Consider the following 21,158-nt stretch of genomic DNA (forward strand, 5'->3'; position numbering starts at 1 on the left):
GCCCCGAAGCGGATGGCCAGGTGCGCGGCGGACGGGCGGTGGGCCGGGTCGGCGGCGAGGCAGGCGAGGGTCAGCTCGGCGATGTCGGCGGGCAGGCCGGCCACCCGCAGCGGCGGCACCGGCGTGCCCCGCCGGTGCACGTCGAGGGCGTCTTCCCAGCTCCGCACGGGCAGCGGCGCCTGCCCGGTGAGGGTGCGGTAGAGCAGCGCGCCGAGGGCGTACACGTCGCTTGCCGGGTCTGGTGGGCCGGCGCTGAGGCGTTCCGGGGCGAAGTAGGCGGGGGTGCCCATCAGCGGCTCGCCGGACTGGCTGTCGAGACCGCCGAGCGCTGCGATGCCGAAGTCCAGCACCTTGGCCCCGGTGTCGGTGAGCATGACGTTGCCCGGCTTCACGTCCCGGTGCACCACCCCGATGCGGTGCGCGGCGGCGAGCGCGGCGGCGATCTGCCCGGCCACCCGGACCGCCTCGGGCCAGGGCAGCGGGCCGGTGCGCAGCCGGTCGGCCAGGTTGTGCCCGTCGACCAGCTCCATGACCAGGTACGGGACGACGACGCCGCCGGCGAGGGTCGCCTCGGCGTAGTCGTACACCTGGGTGACGTGGGGGTGGGTCAGCCGGGCGGCGGCGCGGGCCTCGCGTTGGATGGTGGCCCGCAGTTGCGGGTCGGCGGCGAGTTGCCCGGCGAGCACCTTGATGGCGACCGGCCGGCCGAGCACCTCGTCGTCGGCCCGCCACACCTCGGACATGCCACCGAGACCGATCCGCTCGTGCAGTACGTAGCGGTCGTGGAGACGGAGGGTGGGCGTGAAGGGTGACATGGCTTCACCAGTCTGCCTGGCGAGTTGCCGCTCGACCACCCTGCGTGCCCGGGCCGGCACCGGTCGTCCCGCTCGTGCCCAAATGGGCGGTGGTCAGGAGCAGCGGGGCAGCGGTCGGGGCTGGATCCGGTCGGCGAGCCGGCGTAGGGCGACGGCGGTCGCCTGCCGGGTCGGGGCGAGCAGCGGCCGGCGGGCGCGCTCGACCTGGACGGGGGCGTCCGGGCGGGCCGAGTTGACGTGTCGGCTCATGGCGTCGAGAGCGGTGACGTATCCGGTCGGGTATTCCATGGTCAGCTCCTCGGGACAGGTCCGGTGGAGGTCCGGACGACGAGTGCGGTGGGCAGCAGGACGTGGTTGGCCGCGGCGTCCGCGGGTGGGTCGAGCAGCAGTTCGGCGGCGATGCGGCCCTTCTCCTTCGCCGGTTGCCGGACGGTGGTGAGGCCGGCCGCCGCTGCTTCGGGGACGTCGTCGAAGCCGGTCACCGACACCGGCGGGACTGGGCCGTCGGACCGCTGGGCCAGGACGTCCAGCACGCCGAGGGCGAGCACGTCGGAGCCGGCCAGCACGGCGGTCGGCGGGGCTGGCCCGTCGAACAGCCCGGCCACGGCGGCGGCCGCGGCCCGCCGGCTGTTGCCCGGGGCGTTGAGCAGCGTCAGCCCGGCCCAGTCGACGCCGACCTCGGCGAACGCGTCGGCGAAGCCGGTGAGCCGGCCCCGGGTCGTCGGATGCCACACCTCCTGGGGGCCGGAGAGGGTGAGCGGCCCGGCCGGCGCGTCGGGCAGCACCGCGTCGGCGAGCAGGGCCACCCGGCGGTGACCGAGACCGGCCACGTGCGCGGCGGCGCTGTACGCCGCGGCCCGCTCGTCGATGCCGACGAACCGTTCGTCCGCGCCGGCGTCGTCGCGGGGGGCGGTGCTGACGTACGGCAGGCCGCGCGCCCGGATGACGTCAAGCGCCCATTCCTCGTCGGCCACGCAGTAGACGCAGAAGCCGTCGACTGCGGCGTTCTCCACCGCCCGCCGGGCGTCGGTCTGCGCCTGGGGCAGCGGCACGAGCAGCATGCTGGTGCCGTGCCGCTCGGCGGCCTCGCCCACGCCGGCGAGGAAGCGGACCGCGAACGGGTCGGTGAAGGCGTACGAGAGTTGTGAGGTGAACAGCACCCCGATCGAGCCGACGAAGCCACGCCGCAGGGATCGCGCGGTGGGGTTGGGGCCGGGGTAGCCGAGCTGGCGGGCGGCGTCCAGGATCCGCTCGCGCAGGGCGGCGGAGAGCTGGTCGGGACGGCTGTACGCGTTGGACACGGTGCTGCGGGAGACGCCGACGGCGTCCGCCACGGCTTGCAGTGTTGGCTTCACCGGCACCCCTCTGTATCGATTCAGACTGTATCGATACAGAGACTAGCTCGACGGGTCGGCGGCGGTCAATACGACAGGCCCGCGAACGTTACGGCGCCGCGGGCAGGGGTCACGCCTGGTAGTGCTCCTCCAGCAGCCGCCCGAGGATCTCCGGCGTACGCTCCGGCGGCTCGGCCTCGACGCAGAGCCGTTCCATCGCGACCGCGTAATACTCCAGGTCGTCGCGCTTGTCCAGGTAGATCGCGCTTGTCAACTGTTCGATGTAGACGATGTCGGGCAGTTCCTGGTCACCGAAGCGCAGGATGGTGAAGGCGCCACCGGCCGCGGCGTGCCCTCCGGCGGCGAACGGGATGACCTGGAGGCGGATGTGCGGTGACTTGGTCGCCTCGATGAGCGCGGTGAGCTGGCCACGCATCACCTCGGCACCGCCGATCGGACGACGCAGTGCCGCCTCGTCCACCACGGCCCAGAGCTGCGGCGGCCTGTCCCGGTGCAGCAACTGTTGGCGCTGCATCCGCAGCGAGACCCGCCTGTCGATCTCGGCGGAGCCGGCGGTGCCGTGCCCGAGCAGGACGACCGCGCGAGCGTACTCCCGGGTCTGCAACAGCCCGGGGACGAACTGCACCTCGTAGCTACGGATCAGCGCGGCCGCCGCCTCCAGGCCCAGATACGACTGGAACCAGCTGGGCAGCACGTCGCCGTAGCGGTGCCACCAGCCGGGGCTGTTGGCGTCCCGCGCGAGCTTGAGCAGCGCCTCGCGCTCACCCTCGTCGGTGACGCCGTAGAGGGTGAGCAGGTCGGCCACGTCGCGTTCCTTGAAGCCGACGCGGCCCAACTCCATCCGACTGATCTTGGATTCGGAGGATCTGATCTCCCAGCCGGCGCCCTCCCGGGTCACCCCGCTGGACTCCCGCAGCCGGCGCAGTTGGGAGCCGAGCAGCATGCGCAGCACGGTGGGCCCGGTTGTCGGGCCTCCCTCGGCGGGAACCATCGTCACGTGCGGACCTCCGGATACCGACCTCGCGGACGGGAACCCGGCCCGACCGACGTGTAAGCATGCCATGGACCGACAGTGAGGTGAACTCCTCCGGACCGGTGATTCGGATCGGCCCGGGAGGGGCGGTCAGTTGATCAGATGGTCGAAGTCGCCGTCCCGCGCGCCGAGCACGAACGCGGCGATCTCGTCCACTGTGTAGATCAGCGCCGGTCCCTCCGGATGTCGGGAGTTGCGGACCGCGATGCCGGCTCCCCCGGGCAGTTCGGCGAGTTCGACACAGTTGCCGCTGGGGTTGCTGCGACGACTCTTCTGCCAGGTCAACGGGGGCAACTGATGGATCGGCACACCATTCGGTGGCTGCTGCATGAGGAAGTCTTTCTGCTCACGAGCCCGCCGGTGCCCGTGGGAGGAGCGGTGACGGCGAGGGGTGCGGTAGCGACGTCGGACGATTCTGCACGTGCATCTGCTATTGCATCTGCACCGGACGGCGAGCATGATAACGCACGTGAATGGTGCGCATCCGTTCACGTTGAGTAACCCTGGGCTGGGCAACCACCAGGGGAAACGGGCCCGGCATGGTGTGCGCCGCGTCGGCCGGAGACTGGAGGCGGTCGCGCTGATGGGAGGGCTCCTGCCGGATCCGATGAGTGTCGCCTCCGGCATCTGCGCGGCGGGTGCGCTGCTCTCCTCCTGGCAGTTGCGTCGCAGGGCGGTGCGCGCCGAGGCCGAGATCGGGCACCTCCAGGCCGAGCTGGCCGCCGAGCGGCACGCGGCCAGCCACGACCCGCTGACCGGCCTGCCCAACCGGCGCGCCTTCTACCGCCTCGCGGCCGCCCTGCTCACCGACGCGGCCGGGGAGCCGCTGATCGCCGTCGTGCTCGACCTGGACGACTTCAAGCAGATCAACGACCGGTACGGTCACGCCGCCGGCGACCAGGTGTTGATCAGCGTGGCCGAGCGGCTGGCCGGGTTCGCTGGCGACAACCTGGTCGCCCGCCTGGGCGGGGACGAGTTCGCCGGGCTGCTCGCCAGCCCCACCATCGACCGGCGGTGGATCGACCACGCCACGCGACGGCTCAGCGAGACCGTCGCCGCGCCGATCCGGCTGGCCGGATGCAGCGTGCGGGTGACCGCCTCCGTCGGGCTCGCGCCGGTGACCGGCCCGGCTCAGCTCACCGACGCGCTCAGTCGCGCCGACGCGGCCATGTACCAGGCGAAGAGCCTCGGCGGCGCCCGTTCACCCCGGCAGCTCGTCGACAGCGTCCCGCTGGCCGAGCACTGAGCCACCAGAGCGGCGCGGTCACCGCCGGTCGAGGTCGCCCAGCGCCACCTCGGCGAGGGTGACGAGGCCGTCCGCCGACACCAGTCCCCGCACGATCCGGCCCGCGAAGGCCCGCTCGGCCTCGTCAGCGCCCGGATCCAGGGCCTGGCGGGTCCAGTCGCTGAGATCGTCGAGCGCGCGGACCGCGAGGAACCAGGCCAGCCGCGTCGGATCCACGTCGGTCCCGCCGTAGCCGGCGAGCACCGCCTTCCGCTGCTCGGCGGTGACCGGCGCGAAGGCGAGCACCCCACCGGTGACGAACATCAGGTCGCACTCGGGTAGGGCGAGCACCGCGTCGTCCCAGTCGATCAGCCAGACCTGACCGTCCGGGCCGAGCAGCAGGTTGCCCAGGTGCGGATCGCCGTGGCAGACCACAGGCGTCCCCGGCCGCTGGTCGGCGGCGAGGCGTTCGACCGAGCGGGTCAGGAGGGACACCTGGTCGGCCGCCGCCGACCAGACCGCCGCCAGTTCGGCGGCCACCGGATCCGGTGCCGGGTCGCGCAGCCGTCGCGCCACCGCCCGGGTCGCGGCAACGATCCGGGGGTACGCGGACCCGCCGCGCGGCAGCAGCCGCGCCAGCTCGTCGGTGACCGGTACGCCGTGCACCGCCGCCAGCACCTCGCCGTACGAGCGCCAGTGCGCAGCGGTCATCGGACCGTCGAGCGCCCGGGTGTCGGAGACCCACGGCACCACCGTGAGGCGGCGGCCGTCGCGGTCGGCCCACAACCGCCCGCTCCGGGTACGCAGCGGCGCGGGAATGCCCGGCACCCCCTGCCCGACGAGGTACGCGGCCACGACCAACCCTGCCGAGGTGCCGCCCCCGCTGAGTTTGACGGCGTACCGGGCTCCGTCGACGGCTCGCGCCCGCCACAGTTGGGCGTACTGGTCGGCGCCGTGGGTGACGGCGTCCATCGTGGTCACGTCGAGGCCGAAGTCGGTACGGACCCAGTCGGCCACCTCGGGAGACATGCGCACACCCTGCCACCGGGTGGATGGCCGTCCCACCGAATAACCGCTCGGTGCGGGGTGGCAGCGACACAAGGGCGACGTTTGCCGCTTTTCTCCTGTTGCGTGCGGTGCCCGTTGGTCAGGCCGGTCCGGGTGATTCGGGCCGGCGGCCGGGTATGGGGTGACGGTCAGCCCGCACGACGGCCAGAGAGGAACAGACGTGGCGAGCATCCGCGCCCTCGTACTCAACTGCACCCTCAAGCCGTCACCGGCCCCGTCCAGCGCCGAACAGCTCGGCCGGGAGGTCCTGACCGAGCTGGCCAACCAGGGCGTGGACGGCGAAATGGTCCGGGTCGTCGACCACGATGTGCGCTTCGGGGTGTCCACCGACGAGGGGCACGGCGACGGCTGGCCCGCGATCCGCGCCAAACTGCTGGCCGCCCAGATCCTCGTCATCGCCACGCCGATCTGGCTCGGTCAGCCGTCCAGCGTCTGCAAGATGGTCCTCGAACGCCTCGACGCCGAACTCTCCGAGACCGACGCCGAGGGTCGACTCCTGACCTACGACAAGGTGGCAGGCGTCGCCGTCGTGGGCAACGAGGACGGCGCACACCACACCATCGGCCAGGTGCAGCAGGCGCTCAACGAGGTGGGCTTCACCTGCCCCGCCGCCGGAGCGACCTACTGGGTCGGCGAAGCACTGCACAAGGTGGACTACCGCGACGCCGGCCCGAAGGACGAGACCACCGGCCGTACGACGAAGGCCCTCGCCCTCAACAGCGCGCACCTGGCACGGCTGCTCGCCGAACAGCCGTACCCGCCGCCGGACGCGCGCGGCGCCGCGGTCGGCCCGAGCCGCGAACCGGCCTGACGGAGGGTCAGCGCCAGCCGTAGCCGGCGCGCAGGGCCTGCCCGACCCGCTCGAACCGGGGCCGGTCCAGGATGGCACCCTCGCGGCGGATGCTGTCCTCGCGCATGGTGAGCACCCGGTCGAGCCGTACCCAGCTCGGCCGGTTGTCCCGGTCCCACTCGCCGGGGCCCAGCGCCAACCAGTGCCGCTGCCCGTCCCGTTCGCTCTGGCTGGACAGCATCAACCCGAACAGCGTCCGGCTGTGCCGCCCGACCACCAGCACCGGCCGGTCCTTGCCCTGCCGAGGGTCGTCCTCGTACGGCACCCAGGTCCAGACGATCTCGCCGGGGTCGGCCTGGCCGTCCCGCTCCGGGGCGTACGTCAGCTCCCGCCGCTGCAGGGCGCTCACCTGGCGACGGCGGGCCACCTGCGCCGGACCCGGCCCGGTACGACGGGGTGACGGGATCACCGCGCCGACCCGGGAGATGCGCGCCGCCACGTTCCTCAACAGTCCAGCCACGGCGGGCAGCCTACCGGCCACGGCGGCGCACCGGCGCGGGCGGTGCTGCGGCAGACTGGCCCGATGAGCGAGCTGCCCGACGACCTGCCGATCCTCGAACGGCGTGCCGTGCGGGTGGTGGTCCTCGACGACACCGACCGGATACTGCTGTTCCACACCCGCGACCCGGACCATCCCCGGCTGGGCACCTGGTGGGAGCTGCCCGGCGGCGGTATGGACGCCGGGGAGACCTACCGCGACACGGCCGTGCGGGAGCTGCGCGAGGAGACGGGCCTCGTCGTCCCCGCCGACCAGATCGGCGAGCCGACCTGGCGGCGACGGGCCAGTTTCCTGCACCGGCAGGTGCGGCACGTCCAGGACGAGGTTGTCGTCACGGTACGACTGAGGGGCCCCGGCCCGGACGTGGACGAGGCGCACCGGCTCGACTACGAACTGGAGGACTACTTCGGCTTCCGCTGGTGGCCGCTGCCGGAGGTGGTGGCCAGTCCGGAACGCTTCTACCCCGGCCAACTCCCCCGGCTGATCAGCGGCTTCCTGGCCGGAGAGGAGATCGACGAGCCCTTCGAGCTGTGGTCGTGAAGCCGGCCGGCGGGCAGAGTGGAGGCATGACGACCGACCTGCACGGGCCGCTGGCCGCGTACGCCGCGCGGTTGCACACCACGATCGGCGACCGGCACCACGTCGCCTCGCCGCTCGGAGCCTGGCTGCTGCTCGCGCTGGCCGCCGCGACCGGACCCGACCGGGCCGACCGCCCCCTCGCCGAGGCGCTCACCGACGCCCTGGGCACCGACCTGGCCAGCGCCGCCGCGACGGCCCGCGCGCTGCTCGACGCGCCGCACCCGCTTGTCGCGTCCGCCACCGCGCTGTGGCACCGGCCCGGTCAGGGTGACGGCGGACCGGCCGACTGGCGGGCCGCCCTGCCCACGACGACCGAGGTCGGCGCGCTGCCAGACCAGGCCGGGTTGGACGCCTGGGCGCGCGAGCACACGCTCGGCCTGATCGAGCGGTTCCCGCTGAACGTCGGGCCGGACGTGGTGCTGGCCCTCGCCAGCGCCCTGGCCACCCGCATCTCCTGGGCCGAGCCGTTCGACGTCGCCGACGCCCGCGCGTTCGGAGCGGACAGCCCCTGGGCACGCCGGCTGCGCCGCGCGCTGCGCACCCCGGACCACGGTCACCGATGCGCCATCGCGACGACCCCGGAGGCCGGCGAGGTGATCACGCACGCCGCGTCGGCCCAGGTGGACGACGGCGGCGGCCTGGTCGTCCTCTCGGTGGCCGCCGCGCCGCAGGTGCCGGCGGCCGATGTGCTGGCCGCCGCGTACCGGATCAGCGCCGGCGCGGCCGACGGCGCGCAACCGGCCGGTCACCGCTCGCTGTTCGACCTGCCGCTCGGTGACGCTCCCCTCTGGACGGTGCGCGAGGAGAGGGTACGGACCCGCGCCCGCGACGGCCGCGAGGAACGGCACACGGCCGTGCTGCCCTGCTGGTCGGCACGCAGCGAACACGACCTGACCGGGCCGGCGCTCGGCTTCGCCGCCGCGTCGGCGACCCTGGCAAAGGCACTGGCCCTGCCGGTACGGAGCTTCGAGGCGCGGCAGGTGGCGATGGCGCGGTTCGGGCGGTACGGCTTCGAGGCGGCGGCCGTCACCGGCATGTTCGGGCTGACGAGCCTGCCGCCGGAGGGTGTCCGCCGCACCGCCGAACTGCGCTTCGGCCACCCGTACGCGGTGGTCGCCGTCGCCACCGACCGGCGCTCCGACGGGACCACCGGACCGTGGCACGGCGTGCCGGTCTTCTCCGCCTGGATCGCCGAGCCCGAGGAACTACCCGACGCCGACGCATAGCCGCCCGCATGATCAACTCAACGTCGGCCATGTGGCGGTATCCGGGCCACGCGGACACCGCCACATCGCCGATACGGAGTCGATCACCGGGCCGCGCCCCGCAGATACGACGACAGGACCATCGCGGAGGAGACTGCCAACTCACGGTCAAGTACCTCGCCCCGAGGAACGAACACCACAGCCTGGCCCTCGCCGAGGACCACGTCCACCTGGCGGGCCGTCGTGGTGCCCTGAAACACGTGCACCGTCACGGTGTGCGGGAATCCGGCCTCGTACGGACGCGGACCACTCCAGAGCGGACGCAGGACGTCCGCCGTCAGACCGGTCTCTTCCAGCAGCTCGCGACGGGCTGCCTCCTCGGGCGTCTCACCAGGCTCAACGTGGCCGCCCGGCAGGCTCCACTGGCTCGGCGAGACCGGTGCGTCCTCGTCGCGGTGCTGCATCAGCACCGCGCCCGACGGATCGACAAGCAGCACGAGCGCGACCTCGTAGGTGGCCACTGCGCCAGGCCAGAGACGCTTTAGGAGCGCACGGCGATCTGGGTGACGAACGCCCGCCAGGACCTCGGGGCGAACGCCAGGGTGCCGTCGTCGCGGTTCTTCGTGTCACGGACCAGGACGACGCCGGGCAGATTGTCGGCAACCTCGACGCAGTCACCGCCGTTGCCACCACTCTTGGTGCTCTTGCGCCACCGCGCGCCGGTCACGTCCATGATCTCGCCGCCTCTTCGAGAAGTTCCAGGGATCGACCTCGGGGAAGGGCCTCGCCTCGGATGCGCTCCCAGCGCCGCTCCAGGGTAGCAATGTCGGATGGCTGGTCGAGGATTTGCGCGCGCGCCTGACTGTCCACATGTGCCACACGCGTGCCGTCGGGCAACTCGGCGAGCGTGAACGGCCCGTCGAGTCCTGGATAGGTGGCGGTGTCGTGCGGTACGAGGTGGAGTTGGACGCTGGGTAGGTTGGCGCAGCCCACGAGATGAGCCAGTTGCTCGGCCATGAGGGCCCGGTCTCCGGCGGCTGGCCGGCGAATGATCCCTTCATCCAGCACCGCGACGAAGAGCGGCCCCCGCTCACGGGTCAAAATTGTTTGCCGATCGATGCGCGCTGCCACCAATTCGTCCACCTCGTCGGGCGCTAGTGGCTGACCTCGAAACGTGGCGCGGGCGTACGCCTCGGTCTGGAGCAGGCCCGGCACCCAGGCGAGTTGGAACGCGCGTAGCGCGACCGCCTCGCGTTCGATGTCGACCCATGGCCTGAACCAGACCGGCTCGCGGCGGTTGAAGACGTCCGGCCACAGGTCCGCCACGTCCTTGTGGAGGATCTTTGCCACCTCGGCGCGGTGGCGGGTCTGCGGGACGCGTCCCGGGTTTGCCCAGCGGGCGACGGTCTTCGGGTGGATCCCCATGCGACCGGCCAGGCTCTCGGCGGTCTCGGAGGCCTCGGCGAGCGCCGCGACGAATGCATGGTTCATGCCTGCGTCCCTTCGGGAGCCAATGGAGCGTTCCGAAGAAATCATCTAACGCTGTGTGATTGTCAGGCAACCCTCGGCAGGGTGTTGGTGACGGCGTGAGCGGTGGAGGCGACGAAGCCCGCCGAGCGCGTTCGTAGCGGGGGGCCCGGCCGACCCGACGGCGAGCACCGAGGCCGGGCCCCCCTTCCCAACAGGATGCGAGGGGAATCCATGCCGGACACACCGAAGACGCCCGACGCGACGCTGGCGAGGCCGACCGTCGAGGTGGAGGCACGGATGATCCGGTCCGGCGAGGTGCTGCGCCTGACCCGGGAGGCGAGCCCGCAGTTCGCCCGGGCGATCACGGTCCGCGTGATCCGGGTGCTGGCCGAGCGGCACACCTACCACGGTTGGGTCTGGATCGAGTGCTACGAGCTGGGGCGCAACGGGGACGCGGTGGCCCGACGGGAGCTGTTCCTGATGCCCGCCGGCGCGCACCGGTTGGCGGGTACCCCCGTCCCGCGGGGCCGCCGACCAGTCGTACCCCGGCGGGTGGCGGTGTGACCGGCAGCGTCGGCCGACCTGCTCGAACGGTTCACCGGCTGGGCATCGGCCCGATGACCGGACGGGGAGTCCTGCGCGCGTTCACTCCCCGACGGACGGCGGGACGGCGGGGGTCACGCCACCGTCCTGGTCACGGGCCAGGGCGTCCACCATCTGCCGGAACTCGCGCACCGTGACGGCCTCGCGCAGCGTCGCGAACACGGCGCCGGTGCCGGCCCGGGCGGTCGCCTCGTCGACGCCCGCCCGATCGGCGACCCGTCGCAGGAACTCCGCCGGCCCGGCGGTGGCAGCCGACGCAGCAGGCGCACGGTCCGGGCCGCGCAGGTAGGGGTCCAGTTCGTCCGGGAGCTGCCCGGCGGGGTCGTGGTTCCCGCCGCCGGTGACCCGTTCGGCCATCGTCTGGAGAACGGCACGCGCCACCACGGCAGCCTGCTCGGTCGGCAACCCGGAGCGCCGGGACACCGCGTCGATGAAGCGGGGGAACCGCACGCCGCCCTCCTGTCCGCCACGGGTCCCGCGCTTACCCGGGCACGCGCTCGGCAAACGGCGGTCAGCGCAGCAGGCCCGCCGCCCGCAGGTGCGCGAAGATGACCTGGTCGACCGGGGAGGTCCGGTGCCGGTCCGCGTATCCCAGCCAGGCCATCTCGGCGATCTCGGCGGCGGGCCGCAGGCGTCCCTCGTACCCGGCCCGGTAGCAGGTCATCCGGACGGTGGTGCCGGCCGCGTGCCCGTGCGCCTGGGCGGTGAACGTGCCCAGGTGCACCGCGTCGCGCACGTCCACCGCGACGCTCAACTCCTCGTCGATCTCCCGACGCAGGGTCTCCAGGTCGGTCTCCCCCGGCTCGCGCTTGCCGCCTGGCAGGTACCACACGTCCTTGCCCCGGGAGCGGGTGCTGAGCACCAGCCCGTCCCGCACGAGAATCCAGGCCACCTTGTCGATCTCCGCCACGCCGCCCCTCCCCGGACCGTTTTGGGCGGGCACGCTACCACTTGCGGCGGGGCCGCTCAGCGCGCCGGCCCGTCGGCCAGCAGGTCGAGCAGCAGCGCGGCGGTCCACCCGAACGCCGGGGAGCCCAGCCCCGCGCCGGTGTCCGGGTGGAAGTACTCGTGGCATCCGGCGTCGGCGACGAGGCCGATCATCGATTCGCGCAGCCCGGCCGCGAGGTCCGGACGCCCGTGCGCGGCGAGCCCCCGGCGTACCAGCCAGCCGATGTTCAGCCAGCTCGGCCCTCGCCAGTAGCGCAGCGGCTCGAATTCCGGTGCGGTGCGGTCGTGGCTGGGCAGCGGGCGGTCCATCCGCCGGGCGACCCCGAAGCGCGCCGACGTCGCCTCGACGACGAGCGCGTCGGCGTGCCGCGCCGGCAGGTCGGGCAGGATCAGCGGCGTCAGCCCCAGCACGGTCCGCGCGCCGAGCAGCCGGTCGGTGCGCAGGTCGCGGGGTTGGAACGTACCGGTGTCCGGGTCGTACAGCCGGCGGACCAGGGCGTCGGTGATCCGGGCCGCGCGGACCCGGTGCGGCCCGGGGTCGGCGCCGATCAGCGCGGCGATCTCGGCGAGGGCGTGTTCGGCCGCGCCGTACGCCGCGTTGAACAGCGGGCACTCCACCAGGAACGGGTGGCCCTCGGCGAGGCCCCGGTCGGTGTAGCCGCAGTCCCGGTAGGCGGCGACGATCGCCAGGTACCGCGCGTAGTCCAGGTCCGTGGGGCGGTGCGCGGCGTCGGCGTGCGCGGTGTCGTGCCGACGGTACGCGCGCATGACGGCCGCCTCGGCAGGAACCGCCGCCATCGGCTCGTCCCAGGCCGGGCTGTTGTCCAGTCCGGACTCCCACGGATGCACGACGCAGACCAGCCCGTCGCCTGCCACGTCCCGCCGCTTCGCCAGGTAGCGCTGCTGGGCGACAAGCGCCGGGTGGAGCCGACGCAACGCGGCCAGGCCGGCCCGCCCGGGCGCCCGCCGGTACGCCAGCAACGCGGCGAGCGCGTGCACCGGCGGCTGGACCAGACCTGAGGTGTGCACGGCCGGCGCTCCCTCGGCGTTCGCCGAGCCCCACAGCTCCGGCCCAGGAAAGTACGCGCCGACGCGCAGCGCCGGGTTGAACACGATGTGCGGCACCCGCCCGTCGGCCCACTGCGCCCGGAACAGGCTGGTCAGCTCCCGCCATGCCCGCTCGGGGCGGATCTGGGCCAGGCCGATCGCGATGAACGCGGAGTCCCAGCTCCACTGGTGCGGGTAGAGGGTGCGCGACGGCACGGTGTGGTCGTGCTCCCAGTTGGCGTCGAGCGTGTCGACGGCGAGTCGACGCAGCCCGCCCAGGTCGGCGGGGCCACCGGTACGGGCCACGGCGGTCCCGCCGACGTGTGTCGGCCCGGCCTCGGCGCTCACGCGGCGGCCCGCCGGGGCAGCGCGTGCCGCAGCACCGTGGCGGCCTGTTGCAGGGCGCGGACCGGGTCGCCGCGCAACCGGCACTCCAGGGCCAACCAGCCCTGGTAGTCCAGCTCCAGCAGGGTCCGCATCAGCGCCGGCCAGTCCAGGTGCCCGGCACCGGGCTGGTACCGGTTGGAGTCGCTGACCTGCACGTGCCCGAGGTACGGCGCGGCGGCGCGCAGCGCCCGGTGCACGTCGTCCTCCTCGATGTTCATGTGGAAGGTGTCGGCGACCACCCGCACCGAGGGCAGCGCGAGCGCCGCGCACAGGGCGACCGCCTCGTCGAGGCGGTTGACCATGTGGTCCTCGTACCGGTTGAGGGGTTCGAGGAAGAGGGTGACCCCCTCGGCCCGGGCGTGTTCGCCCAGCTCGCCCAGGGCGTCGAGGAGGACCTGCCGGTCGCCGGCCGGCGGGCGGGGCGGCTCGAACGGCGGCAGCCGCCGGGAGAACATGCCCCACGCGGCCGGGGTCATCGCCCCGACGCCGCCCAGCTCGGCGATGACCGAGAGCTGGGAGCGCAGGTTGCGGACGGCGTCGGCGGACCGGGCCGGGTCGAAGTCGCCGATGAAGTGGTCCATCTCGACGCAGACGGTGGGCATCACCACCCCGGCGGCGCGGGCCCGGCGCAGCTCCGGCAGGCGGCGGGCGAACGCGAGGTCGCCTCGTCCGCGCAGTTCGATGCCCTGGTAGCCGAGGGCGGACGCGAGGGCGTACTTCTGGATCAGGTTGGTGCCCGGCAGGAGTTGTTCCTGGCAGGCCAGCGCGATGGTGGTCATCTAGAACCTCAACACCACTTGGAGGACGTCACCGGCGCCGCGGTCGAGCAGCGCGAGGGCGTCGGCGACCGCGCTGGCGTCGACGATGTGGCTGACCAGCGGCAACGGGTCGACGCTGCGCTCAGCCACCAGGTCCATGAAGGTCTGCGCCACCCGTTCTCCGGTCCACCGGCCGGCCATGCTCGGCGCGGGGGTGGGGCCGGAGACCTGGGCGGCCACCAACTGGATGCGGTTGTGGTGGAACTCCTCGCCGAGGCCGAGCGCGTCGGCCTGGCCCTGGTAGAAGCCGGCGGCCACGACCCGACCGGCGTGGGCGGTCGAGCGGATGGCCTCGTGCAGGGCCGGGTACGCGCCGGACAGCTCCAGGCAGACGTCCGCGCCCCGGCCGCCGGTGGCACGACGCAGCACGGCGGCGGCCGACTCGGCGGCGGCGTCCACGGTGCTCCACGCGCCGTAGCGGGCGGCGTGCTCCAGCCGGTCGGGCACCCGGTCGACGGCGACCACCCGGGCGCCGGAGAGCACGGTGAGCCGGGTGGCGAGCAGACCGATGACGCCCTGCCCGAAGACGCCGACCCAGTCACCCAGGTGCAGGTCGCCGGCGAGCACGGCGGTCAGCGCGATGGCGCCGGGCCGGGCGAAGACGGCGGCGAGCGGGTCCAGCCCGGCGGGGAGCGGACGGACCGCGTCGGCGGCGAGCACCGCCTCGGCCCGGTGCCCCCAGATGCCCCACACGAGCTGCCCCGGGTGCCGGTCGGTGACCTCCGGCGACACCTCGACGACCTCGCCGACCTCCTCGTAACCGAAGCCGACGAGCGGGTAGGGCACCGGGGTCTGTCGGGGGACGAACATCCGGGCGGTGTCGTCCCAGTCCTTGCTGAGTCGGGGGTTGCTGCCGCGGTAGAGGGTCAGCTCGGTGCCGGCGGAGATGCCCGAGTAGCAGGTGCGGACGCGGACCTGGCCGGGGCCGAGCGGATCCGGGGGGCAGGGCTCGAGGCTGATCCGTCGAGGCCCGGCGAGAGAGACCACCCAGTTGCCCATGTGTCACATCCCGGTAGCACTGGGCTCCAGGATAGCAAAAAATCGCTATATGTCTTGTCATTGATCTATCGAAGGTGTTGGATACCGTATGTACCCTTCGAGAGGAGTGCCACCGATGTCAGCACCTCCGAGGCGGATACTCGCCACCACCCTGATCCTGGCACTGACCGCGTCCACCCTGCTGGCCTGCGGAGACGACGGATCCGACAGCAACAGCAGAAAGATCACCGTCTGGAGCCTGGAGGACGTCGCCGACCGGGTCACCGCCACCAAGTCGATCATCGCCGACTTCACCGCCAAGACCGGGATCCAGGTCGACCTGGTCACCGTCAACGAGGACCAGTTCCCCTCGCTGATCGCCGCAAACGCGGCCGCCGGCGACCTGCCCGACGTGGTCGGCTCCGTCTCCCTGGCCGGCATCCGCACGCTCGCCGGCAACGAGCTGCTGCACGCCTCGGCGAACGCGGAGGTCGTCGACAAGCTGGGCCGGCAGACGTTCTCCCCCCGGGCGCTGGAGCTCACCTCCGACGACGGCACGCAACTCGCCGTACCCAGCGACGGGTGGGGGCAGCTGCTCGTCTACCGAAAGGACCTGTTCGCCGCCGCCGGCCTGCCCGCCCCCGACACGTACGAGCGGATCACCGACGCCGCGGCGAAACTGAACACCGGCGGCGTCGCCGGGATCACCGCGGCAACCGCCCCCAGCGACGTGTTCACCCAGCAGACCTTCGAGCACCTGGCGCTGGCCAACGGCTGCCAGCTCACCGACGACTCCGGCACGGTCACCCTGGACTCGCCCCAGTGCGTCGAGGCGTTCCGCTTCTACGGCGACCTGATCCGCACCAGCTCCATCAAGGGCGCGCAGGACGTGGACACCACCAGGGCCACCTACTTCGCCGGCAAGGCGGCCATGGTGATCTGGTCGCCGTTCATCCTCGACGAGCTGGCCGGGCTGCGCAACGACGCCAAGCCGACCTGCCCGCAGTGCCAGGCCGACCCGACGTTCCTCGCGAAGAACAGCGGGTTCGTCACCGCGATCAAGGGACCGAACGGCACCGAACCGGCCCAGTACGGCGAGATCAGCTCGTGGGCCGTGCTGGACGGCGCGGCGGCCGACCCGGCGAAGTCCTTCGTGGAGTACATGCTCAGCGACGGCTACCCGCGCTGGTTCGGCATGTCACCCGAGGGCCGCTTCCCGGTGCGCAAGGGCACCCCTGCCGAGCCGGAGGCGTACCTCACCGCCTGGAACACCAGCCAGGCCGGCGTGGACGCCAAGAAGCCCCTCGCCGACGTGTACGGCGACGAGGTGCTCGCCACCCTGCGCCGCAGCCCGGACACCTTCGGGCGGTGGGGGCTCACCCAGGGCCAGGGCAAGCTGGTCGGCGCCATGCTCGGCGAACTGCCGGTGCCCAAGGTGCTGGGCGACCTCATCGCCGGCAAGTCCGACCCGGCGGCCACCGCCAACCGCGCCAAGAAGGACGTCGACGCCATCAAGTCGGGCGTCAATTGACCACCACCGCGCCCGGCCCCGGCCGCTCCCCCACCCGGGAGCGGCCGGCGCCCCCACGGCGCCGGCCACTGACCCTGCGCCGCCGCGAATCCCGTGCCGGACTCGCGCTCGTCGCACCCACCCTGCTCGTCACCATCGCCGTCATCGGCATCCCGATCGTGTGGACCGTGGTGCTCGCCTTCCAGCGGGTCCGGCTCGCCACGCTGCGCAAGACCGGCCTGTTCGGCGAGTTCACCATGGACAACATCGACCGGGTGCTGCACACCCCCGGCTTCGCCGACACGCTGTGGGTCACGCTGATCTACAGCCTCGGCGGCACCGTCGGGTCGATAGTGCTCGGCCTCGTCGCCGCCCTGGTCGTCCGCCGGCCGTTCCGGGGCCGCACCCTGGTCCGGGCGTCCATGCTGCTGCCGTACGTGGCGCCGGTGGTCGCGGTGACGTTCGTCTGGCAGGTGATGCTCGACCCGCAGCTCGGCATCGTCAACCACTGGGGTCAACGGCTGCTCGGCTGGGACGCCCCGGTGCCGTTCCTCAGCCAGGAGTCGACAGCCCTGGCCACGGTGATCGCCTTCGAGGCGTGGCGGTACTTCCCGTTCGCGTTCCTGTTCCTGCTGGCCCGGCTCCAGGCGGTGCCCGGCGAGCTGGAGGAGGCCGCCCGGGTGGACGGCGCCACCCCCACCCAGCGGTTCCGGCACATCCTGCTGCCGCAACTGCTCCCGGTGATCGCCCTGCTGGGGGTGCTGCGCTTCATCATGACGTTCAACAAGTTCGACGACGTCTACCTGCTCACCGGCGGCTCGGCCGGCACCGAGGTGGTAAGCGTCCGGGTGTACGACTTTCTCACCGCGCGTACCGACATCGGCGCCGCCGCCGCGCAGGCGGTCGTCCTGGCCGTCGTCCTCATCGTGTTCGTGCTGATCTACCTGCGTTTCTTCGGACGGAGGGTGGGCTGATGGACCGCGACGCCGTCGAGACGGTGAGCCTGCGCTGGCTGCGCCGCCTGGTGATCGCCGTGTTCCTGGTGGTCACCGTCTTCCCCTTCTACTACATGCTGGTCCTGTCGGTGCGCCCCATCGAGCGGCTGCTGCTCGACCCCGGGGCGCTGGTGGTCGGCTTCGGTGAGCTGACCGTCGCCACGTACGCCGAGGTGCTCAAGGCCACCGCCGACGGCGGCCAGGGGTTCCTCACCTTCATCCGCAACAGCGGCCTGGTGGCCGTCGCCGCGACAGTGCTCACCCTCGTGGTGGCGATCCCCGGCGCGTACGCGGTGGCCCGCCTGCGGTTCTTCGGCCGGCGACAGGTGGACTTCCTGTTCCTGGCGGTCTACCTGTTCCCGTCGATCGTCATCGCGATCCCGCTGTTCGTGGTCTTCACCCGGGCCGGTCTGCGCGGTTCGCTGTTCGGGCTGGTCCTGGTCTACATCTCGCAGACCCTGCCGGTCTCGGTCTACATGCTGAAGAACTACTTCGAGACCATCCCGGTCAGTCTGGAGGAGTCCGCCGCCATCGACGGGGCCGGTCGGCTCGGCATCATCCGTCGGGTCAGCCTGCCCCTGGCCATGCCGTCGATCATGGCGGTCGCGCTGTACGACTTCATGATCGCCTGGAACGAGTTCCTCTTCGCCCTGCTGTTCCTGGTCGACAAACCCGACAGGTGGACAGTGTCCCTGGGGCTGTCCCTGCTCGCCGACGGGGTGGAGGTGCCCAAGACGGTGCTGATGGCCGGATCGGTCGTCCTCACCCTGCCCATCGTGATCCTCTTCTTCGCCAGCGAACGGCTGCTCACCGAAGGGCTGACCAGCGGCGCGGAGAAGGGCTGACCGACCCACCGGTAGCCGGGCCGGCTCCCCGGGCCGCCCGTCGCGCCCCCGCCGGCCCGGCTACCGTGACCGTATGGCCAACCCGACCCGCTGGGCGACCGACACCGGTCCCGAGCACTCGCAGTGGTACATCGACCGCTTCCGCAAGCTCGCCGCCGAGGGCGCGGACCTGGCTGGCGAGGCCCGCCTGGTGGACACTCTCGTCGCACCCGGGTCGCGCATCCTCGACGCCGGCAGCGGCACCGGCCGGGTCGGCTCCGCGCTGGCCCAGCGCGGCCACACAGTGGTCGGCGTGGACGCCGATCCGGCGCTGGTGCAGGCCGCCCGCGCCGACCACCCCGGCCCGCGCTGGCTCGTCGCCGACCTGGCCGAGTTGGACCTGCCGGCGCTGGGCGAGGCGGAGCCGTTCGACGCCGCCGTGCTCGCCGGCAACGTCCTCGCGTTCGTCGCGGTCGGCACCGAGCCGGAGGTGCTGCGCCGGCTGGCCGGGCACCTGCGCCCGGACGGCGTTCTGGCGGTCGGCTTCGGCACCGAACGCGGCTATCCGCTTACCGCGTTCGACGCCGACGCGGTCGCCGCCGGCCTGCGCCTGGAACACCGCTTCGCCACCTGGGACCTGCGGCCGTGGCGCGACGACGCGGACTTCGCGGTAAGCGTCCTGCGCCGCCCGGCCGACTGACGCCGCGCCTTTTCACCCGGGGGCGGCGACGACCCGCGCCGCGGCCGGGTCCAGGGTCGCGCCGGCCGGCACCAGGCTCACCAGGCCGGCCGGCAGCCGCACCGGACGTACATCGCGGTAGCCGAGCATCGCGAGGACACCGCGATCGGCCACCACGTACCGCCGGCCCAGGTCGGTGACCACGGACACCGTGCCGCCGGACGCGCCGGGCGCCGCCGCGGCCTCGACCACCGCGCCACGGCCCGGCTCCACCACCACATGGTCGGCCAGGACCGCGCCGCCGGCCGGCGCGGTCCGGGGCACGGCCGCCAGGTCCGGCAGCGGTACGCCCCAGCGCACCTCGCCCACCCCGCCGTCGTCGCCGACGCGCGTGCAGAGGCCCGCGCCGTCGGCGGCGGCGAGCCGGGGCGGGACCGGTGGTGGGGCCGTCGGGCCGCTCGGGGTCAGGTCGGGCACCGTGGGCAGCGCGGCGAACTGCCCGAGCGTCATGGGCGCCGGCTCGCCCTGCGCGGTGGTGGCCAGCAGCAGGCCGGCCTGCAACTCGGTGATCCCCGCCAACCCGGCGTCGAGCGCCACCGCGTACTGCCGACCGCCGCCGGAGTTGCGCACGAGGTAGACCTGGCCGACGGTGGCGCCCGGCACGCCGGTGCTGGGCCGGCCCAGGTCGGGCAGGTCGAGCGGCGCCAGGTCGACACCGGCGGGCAGGGCGTTGAGCAGGGCGGGCGCCACCGGCACCGCGCGGGTACGGGTGGTGGCCAGGGCCGCCAGCACCCGGTTGGCGTCGCGGACCAGATAGCGCCGCTGGTGCCAGACCAGGTGCAGCCCGCCGTCAGGGTGGCGCAGCAGCAGCGCGTCGTCGCCCAGCGGCCGCCCACCGCCGGGCTCGGCGCCGATCAGCAACGCGGAGCGGGGCCCCTCGCCGGCCGCACCGGCCGGGACCGCCGAGCAGACCGTCCACCCCGTCGTCGCCAGGCGGCCCGCGGCGGGCAGCGAGTCCGGTGCGTCGGCGATGCCCAGCGGCAGCCCGCGCGGCACGCCGTCGATCGAACGCCTGGAGACGAGCACGGTCTTCGAGGTGTCCGCGCCGACGATCAGCAACGCCGAGGCGTAGTTGAGCACCGGGTGCAGCTTCTGCTCGCGGTAGACGAACCGGGCGCCGGACTCCTTCTCGACGATGACCGCGCCCGGGTCACGCCACCCCTTGCCGCCGCCGGCGAACAGACCGTACAGCGCCGAGCCGCCCAGCCCGATCGCCGCGACCAGGACGCTGGCCAGGCCGGCGCCCGCCAGTCGTCGAAACGGCGACTGCGCGGGGTCGGTCTCCCGCATGACCAGGGCGGCGACCGCCCGCTGGACGCTGAACTGGTAGGAGTGCAGCTGGTCCTGCCGCGACGGCATCAGGTCCCTTCCCACTGGATCGGCCGGGCACAGGATATGCGGTGCGTCGATGTCCCGTGGACCCTGCGTGGCCGCCGCGGCCCCGACGGGTACCATCCGGGGACGAATCCGGCGGCGAGAGGGCATCGTGGGCGCGCGTTTCGAAGAGCTGGCCTGGCGGGAGACTCCGATCGGCGAGATCAGCCTGCGTCGGCGTCTCGACCCGGCACTCCAGGTCGAGGTGTACGAGGTCAAGCTCGACGACGAGTACCTGATGTCCAGCCTCTTCCCGGTCGCGGAGATCGAGCTGGCCCGGCTGGGCCTCGCCGCGCTGACCGGCGACGCGTTGGACGTGGTGGTCGGCGGCCTCGGGCTCGGTTACACGGCCAAGGCCGCGCTGGACGACCCGCGAGTCCGGTCGCTGCTGGTGGTCGAGGCGATCGAGGACGTCATCGACTGGCACCGGCGCGGGCTGTTGCCGTTCACCGCGGGGCTCGCGGAGGACCCGCGAACCCGGTTCGTCCAGGCCGACTTCTTCGCGGCGGTCGCCGGAGACACCGGCTTCGACGCCGACGAGCCCGGCCGGCGGTTCGACGCCGTGCTGCTCGACGTCGACCACTCCCCGCGCAACGTGCTGCACCCCAGCCACGCCGCCTTCTACACGCCGCAGGGGCTCCGCCGGCTGGCCGCGCTCCTGCGCCCGGAGGGGGTCTTCGCGCTGTGGTCGGACGACCCGCCGGACGCCGCGTTCACCGCGACCCTCGGCGAGGTGTTCACGACCACGCGGGCGCACGTCGTTCCGTTCGCCAACCCCCTCACGGGTGGCCAGTCCGCCAACACCGTCTACGTGGCCCAACCCTGACCCCGCGCGA

At 73.0% G+C, this 21,158-nt stretch carries 26 protein-coding genes; 10 read left to right on the plus strand and 16 right to left on the minus strand.

The window, feature by feature from the left end:
- From FHG89_RS12320 to FHG89_RS12340, 5 genes are all read right to left on the minus strand, one after another.
- Positions 1 to 815 (minus strand): serine/threonine-protein kinase (locus FHG89_RS12320; protein WP_139584522.1); only part of this gene is annotated, 815 nt, incomplete at its 3' end.
- Positions 816 to 908: 93 nt separating this feature from the next.
- Positions 909 to 1,103 carry a hypothetical protein gene (locus FHG89_RS12325; protein WP_208760943.1) on the minus strand — a complete coding sequence of 65 codons (195 nt, stop codon included), beginning with the start codon at positions 1,101 to 1,103 and terminating at the stop codon, positions 909 to 911.
- Between the two features lie 2 nt (positions 1,104 to 1,105).
- Positions 1,106 to 2,149: a LacI family DNA-binding transcriptional regulator gene (locus tag FHG89_RS12330; RefSeq protein ID WP_244295394.1), complete on the minus strand. Its 1,044-nt coding sequence runs from the start codon at positions 2,147 to 2,149 to the stop codon at positions 1,106 to 1,108.
- Positions 2,150 to 2,279: 130 nt separating this feature from the next.
- Positions 2,280 to 3,167, minus strand: coding sequence for a helix-turn-helix domain-containing protein (locus FHG89_RS12335; RefSeq protein WP_139584524.1), 888 nt, complete (start codon positions 3,165 to 3,167; stop codon positions 2,280 to 2,282).
- Positions 3,168 to 3,293: 126 nt separating this feature from the next.
- Positions 3,294 to 3,533, minus strand: coding sequence for a DUF397 domain-containing protein (locus FHG89_RS12340; protein ID WP_139584525.1), 240 nt, complete (start codon positions 3,531 to 3,533; stop codon positions 3,294 to 3,296).
- Between the two features lie 265 nt (positions 3,534 to 3,798).
- Here FHG89_RS12340 and FHG89_RS12345 point away from each other — a divergent pair, with 265 nt between their 5' ends.
- Entirely contained in the window at positions 3,799 to 4,449 is a 651-nt protein-coding gene (locus FHG89_RS12345; RefSeq protein ID WP_139584594.1) for a GGDEF domain-containing protein, read from the plus strand.
- Positions 4,450 to 4,467: 18 nt separating this feature from the next.
- Here FHG89_RS12345 and FHG89_RS12350 read toward each other — a convergent pair whose 3' ends face one another.
- The gene (locus FHG89_RS12350) at positions 4,468 to 5,457 is read right to left on the minus strand and encodes a phosphotransferase (RefSeq protein WP_139584526.1); all 990 of its coding nucleotides are present in this window, start codon (positions 5,455 to 5,457) and stop codon (positions 4,468 to 4,470) included.
- A gap of 199 nt (positions 5,458 to 5,656) precedes the next feature.
- On the opposite strand from FHG89_RS12350, the gene FHG89_RS12355 reads away from it, so the two are divergent.
- On the plus strand, positions 5,657 to 6,307 hold the full coding sequence (locus FHG89_RS12355) for a flavodoxin family protein (protein WP_139584527.1): 651 nt from the start codon (positions 5,657 to 5,659) through the stop codon (positions 6,305 to 6,307).
- Between the two features lie 7 nt (positions 6,308 to 6,314).
- Here FHG89_RS12355 and FHG89_RS12360 read toward each other — a convergent pair whose 3' ends face one another.
- The gene (locus FHG89_RS12360) at positions 6,315 to 6,806 is read right to left on the minus strand and encodes a type II toxin-antitoxin system PemK/MazF family toxin (protein WP_139584528.1); all 492 of its coding nucleotides are present in this window, start codon (positions 6,804 to 6,806) and stop codon (positions 6,315 to 6,317) included.
- Positions 6,807 to 6,869: 63 nt separating this feature from the next.
- Here FHG89_RS12360 and FHG89_RS12365 point away from each other — a divergent pair, with 63 nt between their 5' ends.
- Positions 6,870 to 7,385 carry an NUDIX hydrolase gene (locus FHG89_RS12365; protein ID WP_139584529.1) on the plus strand — a complete coding sequence of 172 codons (516 nt, stop codon included), beginning with the start codon at positions 6,870 to 6,872 and terminating at the stop codon, positions 7,383 to 7,385.
- 26 nt (positions 7,386 to 7,411) lie between these two features.
- Positions 7,412 to 8,650: a hypothetical protein gene (locus FHG89_RS12370; RefSeq protein ID WP_139584530.1), complete on the plus strand. Its 1,239-nt coding sequence runs from the start codon at positions 7,412 to 7,414 to the stop codon at positions 8,648 to 8,650.
- 83 nt (positions 8,651 to 8,733) lie between these two features.
- Here FHG89_RS12370 and FHG89_RS12375 read toward each other — a convergent pair whose 3' ends face one another.
- From FHG89_RS12375 to FHG89_RS12385, 3 genes are read right to left on the minus strand one after another with little or no spacing between them, the layout of a single operon-like run.
- Entirely contained in the window at positions 8,734 to 9,150 is a 417-nt protein-coding gene (locus FHG89_RS12375) for an NUDIX hydrolase (protein ID WP_139584531.1), read from the minus strand.
- A 20-nt stretch (positions 9,151 to 9,170) separates the two neighbouring features.
- Positions 9,171 to 9,362: a DUF397 domain-containing protein gene (locus tag FHG89_RS12380; protein WP_139584532.1), complete on the minus strand. Its 192-nt coding sequence runs from the start codon at positions 9,360 to 9,362 to the stop codon at positions 9,171 to 9,173.
- Positions 9,353 to 10,120, minus strand: coding sequence for a DUF5753 domain-containing protein (locus FHG89_RS12385; RefSeq protein WP_139584533.1), 768 nt, complete (start codon positions 10,118 to 10,120; stop codon positions 9,353 to 9,355). Before FHG89_RS12385 ends, FHG89_RS12380 begins: the two co-directional genes overlap by 10 nt.
- Positions 10,121 to 10,330: 210 nt before the next feature.
- On the opposite strand from FHG89_RS12385, the gene FHG89_RS12390 reads away from it, so the two are divergent.
- Positions 10,331 to 10,663 carry a hypothetical protein gene (locus FHG89_RS12390; RefSeq protein ID WP_139584534.1) on the plus strand — a complete coding sequence of 111 codons (333 nt, stop codon included), beginning with the start codon at positions 10,331 to 10,333 and terminating at the stop codon, positions 10,661 to 10,663.
- A gap of 81 nt (positions 10,664 to 10,744) precedes the next feature.
- Here the strand turns inward: FHG89_RS12390 and FHG89_RS12395 are convergent, their stop codons facing one another.
- The 5 genes from FHG89_RS12395 to FHG89_RS12415 form a co-directional block, all read right to left on the minus strand.
- Positions 10,745 to 11,152: a DUF2267 domain-containing protein gene (locus FHG89_RS12395; protein WP_167517396.1), complete on the minus strand. Its 408-nt coding sequence runs from the start codon at positions 11,150 to 11,152 to the stop codon at positions 10,745 to 10,747.
- A gap of 61 nt (positions 11,153 to 11,213) precedes the next feature.
- Positions 11,214 to 11,612, minus strand: a complete 399-nt coding sequence (locus tag FHG89_RS12400) for an NUDIX hydrolase (protein WP_139584536.1) — start codon at positions 11,610 to 11,612, stop codon at positions 11,214 to 11,216.
- A gap of 56 nt (positions 11,613 to 11,668) precedes the next feature.
- Entirely contained in the window at positions 11,669 to 13,003 is a 1,335-nt protein-coding gene (locus FHG89_RS12405) for an MGH1-like glycoside hydrolase domain-containing protein (RefSeq protein ID WP_139584595.1), read from the minus strand.
- Between the two features lie 38 nt (positions 13,004 to 13,041).
- Positions 13,042 to 13,863 carry a sugar phosphate isomerase/epimerase family protein gene (locus tag FHG89_RS12410; protein WP_139584537.1) on the minus strand — a complete coding sequence of 274 codons (822 nt, stop codon included), beginning with the start codon at positions 13,861 to 13,863 and terminating at the stop codon, positions 13,042 to 13,044.
- Positions 13,864 to 14,901 (minus strand): zinc-dependent alcohol dehydrogenase, encoded by a 1,038-nt coding sequence (locus FHG89_RS12415; protein WP_139584538.1) that lies wholly within the window; start codon positions 14,899 to 14,901, stop codon positions 13,864 to 13,866.
- Between the two features lie 115 nt (positions 14,902 to 15,016).
- On the opposite strand from FHG89_RS12415, the gene FHG89_RS12420 reads away from it, so the two are divergent.
- From FHG89_RS12420 to FHG89_RS12435, 4 genes are all read left to right on the plus strand, one after another.
- On the plus strand, positions 15,017 to 16,411 hold the full coding sequence (locus FHG89_RS12420; RefSeq protein ID WP_139584539.1) for an ABC transporter substrate-binding protein: 1,395 nt from the start codon (positions 15,017 to 15,019) through the stop codon (positions 16,409 to 16,411).
- Complete coding sequence (locus FHG89_RS12425) at positions 16,408 to 17,364, plus strand: carbohydrate ABC transporter permease (RefSeq protein WP_139584540.1); 957 nt, start codon at positions 16,408 to 16,410, stop codon at positions 17,362 to 17,364. Before FHG89_RS12420 ends, FHG89_RS12425 begins: the two co-directional genes overlap by 4 nt.
- Positions 17,364 to 18,230 carry a carbohydrate ABC transporter permease gene (locus FHG89_RS12430; protein ID WP_139584541.1) on the plus strand — a complete coding sequence of 289 codons (867 nt, stop codon included), beginning with the start codon at positions 17,364 to 17,366 and terminating at the stop codon, positions 18,228 to 18,230. The genes FHG89_RS12425 and FHG89_RS12430 overlap by 1 nt, the downstream gene beginning before the upstream one ends.
- A 73-nt stretch (positions 18,231 to 18,303) precedes the next feature.
- Positions 18,304 to 18,909 carry a class I SAM-dependent methyltransferase gene (locus FHG89_RS12435; RefSeq protein ID WP_139584542.1) on the plus strand — a complete coding sequence of 202 codons (606 nt, stop codon included), beginning with the start codon at positions 18,304 to 18,306 and terminating at the stop codon, positions 18,907 to 18,909.
- A gap of 12 nt (positions 18,910 to 18,921) precedes the next feature.
- Here the strand turns inward: FHG89_RS12435 and eccB are convergent, their stop codons facing one another.
- A complete protein-coding gene (eccB, locus tag FHG89_RS12440; protein ID WP_139584543.1) occupies positions 18,922 to 20,307 on the minus strand; it encodes a type VII secretion protein EccB in 1,386 nt (461 codons plus the stop codon).
- Between the two features lie 127 nt (positions 20,308 to 20,434).
- Between eccB and FHG89_RS12445 the strand changes: the two genes are divergently transcribed.
- Entirely contained in the window at positions 20,435 to 21,148 is a 714-nt protein-coding gene (locus FHG89_RS12445; RefSeq protein ID WP_139584544.1) for a spermidine synthase, read from the plus strand.
- Positions 21,149 to 21,158: the final 10 nt, after the last annotated feature.

This window comes from Micromonospora orduensis (genome assembly GCF_006228125.1).
Lineage (GTDB): Bacteria > Actinomycetota > Actinomycetes > Mycobacteriales > Micromonosporaceae > Micromonospora > Micromonospora orduensis.